The 4397-nt window shown below is 40.0% G+C and carries 2 protein-coding genes and 2 pseudogenes; 2 read left to right on the plus strand and 2 right to left on the minus strand.

What is annotated here, in order from left to right:
* A pseudogene (locus ACFFAP_RS36440) lies at positions 1-618 on the plus strand (calcium-binding protein); the annotation flags it as partial.
* Positions 619-744: 126 nt separating this feature from the next.
* Here the strand turns inward: ACFFAP_RS36440 and ACFFAP_RS36445 are convergent.
* Positions 745-963, minus strand: a complete 219-nt coding sequence (locus ACFFAP_RS36445; protein WP_375515772.1) for a hypothetical protein — start codon at positions 961-963, stop codon at positions 745-747.
* A gap of 457 nt (positions 964-1420) precedes the next feature.
* Positions 1421-2653 (minus strand): annotated as a pseudogene (locus tag ACFFAP_RS36450) (glycosyltransferase family 4 protein); the annotation flags it as partial.
* Between the two features lie 1073 nt (positions 2654-3726).
* On the opposite strand from ACFFAP_RS36450, the gene psaK reads away from it, so the two are divergent.
* Positions 3727-3987, plus strand: coding sequence for a photosystem I reaction center subunit PsaK (gene psaK, locus ACFFAP_RS36455; protein WP_375515773.1), 261 nt, complete (start codon positions 3727-3729; stop codon positions 3985-3987).
* Positions 3988-4397 lie beyond the last annotated feature (410 nt).

Raw genomic sequence — 4397 nt, forward strand, 5'->3', positions numbered from 1 at the left:
AGCAATGGCAACGATACGATTAATGAAGTATGTGGTGGTAGTGATACGATAGATGGCGGCAAAGGTAACGATTTGTTGACCATCAAGTACTACAATGGTACTGAAGGAATCACTTCGACATTCAATGCTATTACTAACACTGGCTCAATTATTGGGGGGACGACGAATCAGGTTAGTTACAAGAATATCGAACAATTAAATTTTTCCGGTTCCTACTACGACGACTTGATTGTGGGGACTAATGGCAATGATACCCTCACAGGTGGCAACGGTAATGATAGCCTTTATGGGGGAGCTGGTACTGATACCTTTGTTTTGGATACTGACAATCAAGGTGTTAATAGACTTTATGACTTTAACGCCACTAATGAACTAATTGAGATATCAACTGCTGGTTTTAGTAGCGACTTATCACCAGGTGTACTAAAAGCTAGTCAGTTTACAATCGGAGCATCTGCAACCACAACTAGTCAGCGATTTATTTATAACTCTACTACAGGTGGATTGTTCTTTGACTCTGATGGTAGTGCAGGTGCGTTTACTCAGGTACAGTTTGCACAATTATCTCCTGGCTTGTCACTAACCAACAACAATTTTGTGCTTTTTTATCCTTATTAGCACTTTATTACTTTAAGCAGAGAAAATAGGAAATCTCGGATTGCGATGTGCTTAAAGGATGTCTGAAAAGTTTTCACCAAGTAATTTCAGTAGACCGAAAAGTTTTCCAAAACCCTTACCAGTCGTTCATTCGAGTTGATAAACACAATTTGTGGCAATCCTTTTGGAGTCTGGTTTTTGAGGAACGAGCGTTGTTAGTAAGTTAAGAGTGGAGTGCAAGCGATCGCGATCTTCAGCCCATGCATTAGGATGCATTGTTAATGTGTCCCGATACAACGTTAATGCATCCCAATGCAATGCCAATGTATCCCAATACAATGTTAATGCGTCCCAATGCAATGCCAATGGATCCTCCTGCATTAAAAACGCTACGCTTTTATGCAAAACTGTATTTAGAGCGACGAAGGAGCGTCACCCGAAGGGCGATTCGTTTAATATTCTGTGCATCTTCATACAAAATTGGTATAAGCTAAAGTTATAGGATTCATATTTGATTTTTAAACTAATAATGGAAATCACTCAGCCTCGAGAAATATTTAGAATAAATGATTGAGTAATGTTGAGTGACGACTAAAAAAATAAATGGTGAGTGACGACTAGGAAAAAAAATTATTGCTTACTTCCGAGTTATCCATTCACCATTATTTGTTACGTAACAAAATTATTTAACAACCAAAACTGGCTGTTTTGTTGTTGACTGCACTAATTCGACTGTTGACTCCACTAGTTCTTTTGCTGTTGACTGCACTAATTCGGCTGTTGACTGCACTAGTTCTTTTGCTGTTGACGCTACTGGTTGTGGTTGCAACAGTTGGGTGTAAAGTTCACTCAGTTGATTTGCTACGCCATCCCAGCTAAATTTAGTTTCGACGCGCTTTCTACCAGCCTTACCCAATTCATCTCGCCACTCTGGAGTTAAGAGAATTCGGTCGATGGCAGATGCAAAGGCATCTACATCTTGCGGTGGTGCCAATAAACCAGTTTCTTCATTAACTACAGTAAACTGAAGTCCGCCGACATCACTTGCTACCACTGGTGTACCGCTTGCCATCGCTTCGATCGCCACGAGTCCAAAAGGTTCGTAGTGACTGGGAACAACGCAAACATCAGCAGCTGCGTAATAAGTTGGTAAAATATCTTGACTCAGACGACCAGCAAAGGTGGTAAAGTCGCTCATCCCTAATTCGTTGATAATAGCTTCAATGCGATCGCGCTCAATCCCGTCACTGTTACCTGGAGTACTACCACCACCGATAATTAGCTGGAGATTTTTGGAGTCGCGTAACTCAGACTCGTTTACTGCACGCACCAAGGTTTCTATACCTTTGCGTGAATCAAAACGTCCTACATATAATACAACTTTGGCTTCTTTTTCAATAGCTAATTTAGCCCTGGCTGCTTCTCGTGCGATCGAGCCAAATCGCTGAATATCTGTACCACAGGGAATAATGTCGATATTGCCTTTAGTGGAAACCAGCGATCGCATGTGTTGCTTTTCTTGCGGACTTGTCGCTACAATTCGCTCTGCTTTTTCCAATACCTGTTTTTCCACTGCTAATCGCACACTAGCAATCAGAGGAATATCTTCTATAGTGTTATACTTGACCGCTCCTAAAGAGTGGTAGGTGTGAACCTGTTTACTCTTTTGGATTTTGTTTAACTGCATCCCCACCCAACTAGAGAGCCAATAGTTAGTGTGAACTAACTCGTATGTAATGTTATTTTTTACTTGAAATTTAAGTAAATTATCTACAAATTCTGGCAGAAAATCAAAAAGATCATCTCGCGGCACAAACTCAATAGGGCCAGCTTTTAAACGAATAGTTCGACAATTGTCGCTGTGTTCAACAATCGAGTCTTGCTCTAGACTCACCTTGCGAGTAAACATATCAACTTGCCATCCTAGCTGCGCTAATGCTTCACCCACGTTACGCACATAAACATTTTGTCCCCCAGCTTCTTCTTTCCCTATTTCAATCGCCGGGTCTCCGTGGACAGAAATCAAGGCGATACGTTTTTCGGTGGTAGAGTTCATAGTTTGTGTGTTGATGATTTTAACAAAGTTTTAGGCTGTTCCAAGCTCGTGTATAGCACACTTCTTTGAATTGTTTAGGAACTTTGATTAATTTTGATTTTAATTTACTATGTCTAATATTTTTTTACATCTTCTGCCAGAAGTATACTCTTAGATTAAATACAAATATTTAATTTCTTTAGATAGAAAAAATTTGTTTCTTTATTTTTCATTCTTTTGATAGATGAAAATTATATTTTCTTTGTCCAAACTCTTAAGTTATTAATGAAAAGCAAAATTGCTGAAAAGCCTATAAATACCTGCTTTTAGCTTCCTTACTTTTGATTTTTTCAATTTTGATTGCTATATTAATTCAGAATATCTGATACTTTTGATAGATAAGTATTATAGTTTTCGTTTTCTTTATGCAGATATAATCCCATAGATACATGCATTAATATGAGTTTGATGAAACGAAAAAGCAGCCACACGCACAGCCTATTGTAGAGAAAGTAGAGAAAGTAGTTCCTTAATAATTCAAAATTCCAAATTCTTGCATTAAAGACATTTCAGACGAAGAGAAGTGCCAAGCGATACGGTTAAGAGCGTTGTGGCAACTGACGCTCGTCTTGACGCTCGTCTGTCGCTAACACTGGCGCTATTGAGGAATTTAAACCCCGATGGTTCCTGAGCCTGTCGAAGGATGGTTCCTGAGCAGTTCGGCAAGAGCTACCTGTAAGACCTGTCTTACCCCTACGGGGAAGCTACGCTACGCGTAGCGTCCCGCTCTTAAGGACTGAAACTGATCGGAAACCTCTGAGCAGAGGTTTCCGACGCTCGCAGACTCGTTGGCGCAGCCCGCCGCAGGCATCAGAAATTTGTAACAGAAGGGTCTTAACCCCTTTAATTTCGGATAAATTAAGCTTTTTGGCGATTTTTGCATAAGTCCTGAATTTATATCGTTGAACTCAGGTTGTATTAAGTAGTGAGAATAACTGTTAAATATTGATGCAAAATCGGGTAATTTCTGGAATTTGCTTCGGAAAATTTCAGATTATATTTTCAATCATTAATAAATTTCAGGAGCAAATCAGGTGTTTACTTCAACCTTACTCGCTGCTGCAACTACACCCCTGGAATGGAGTCCTACAGTTGGGCTGATTATAATTCTCGCTAATATCGTTGCCATTGTCATTGGCAAATCTACCATCAAGTATCCCAACGTAGAACCAAAACTACCCTCAGTCAATTTCTTGGGTGATTTTGGTTTACCAGCCCTTTTAGCAAGTACCGCCTTTGGTCATATCTTAGGAGTGGGCGTTGTCTTAGGGCTGCATAACCTGGGAAGAATTTAGGTTCTTACCCAAGTTAGCCTTTATTTGATGATTATTTAGTCTCCAACCTGAAGCCAGAGAGTTAGTTATCTGGCTCTTTTTTATTGAATACTGAGTTCTAATGTCTTAAATAGTGAGTGCAATTATAATATAACGTGAGTTCGATGAACGAAAAAACGCCAGGAGGAAGAGCCGGTAAGTCTTTAGGATAAATACCATCTGAGGGTTTTTTGCGTATTTTTCCTTTAATTCAAGTCTCAGCCTTTTTTTGTACCTAAATCAACCCGTCGAACTTACGTTGCTGAAGGGTCGAAGGGTAGCCGAAGGGCAAAGCCGAGGTAGCGCAGTCGAAGTATGTCAAAGTGCTGGCTACGCCTACGCATTTGTTATTTCGGCGTACGCATTTGTTATTTCGGCGTACGCATTTGTTA

Source organism: uncultured Nostoc sp. (genome assembly GCF_964245575.1).
GTDB lineage: Bacteria > Cyanobacteriota > Cyanobacteriia > Cyanobacteriales > Nostocaceae > Nostoc.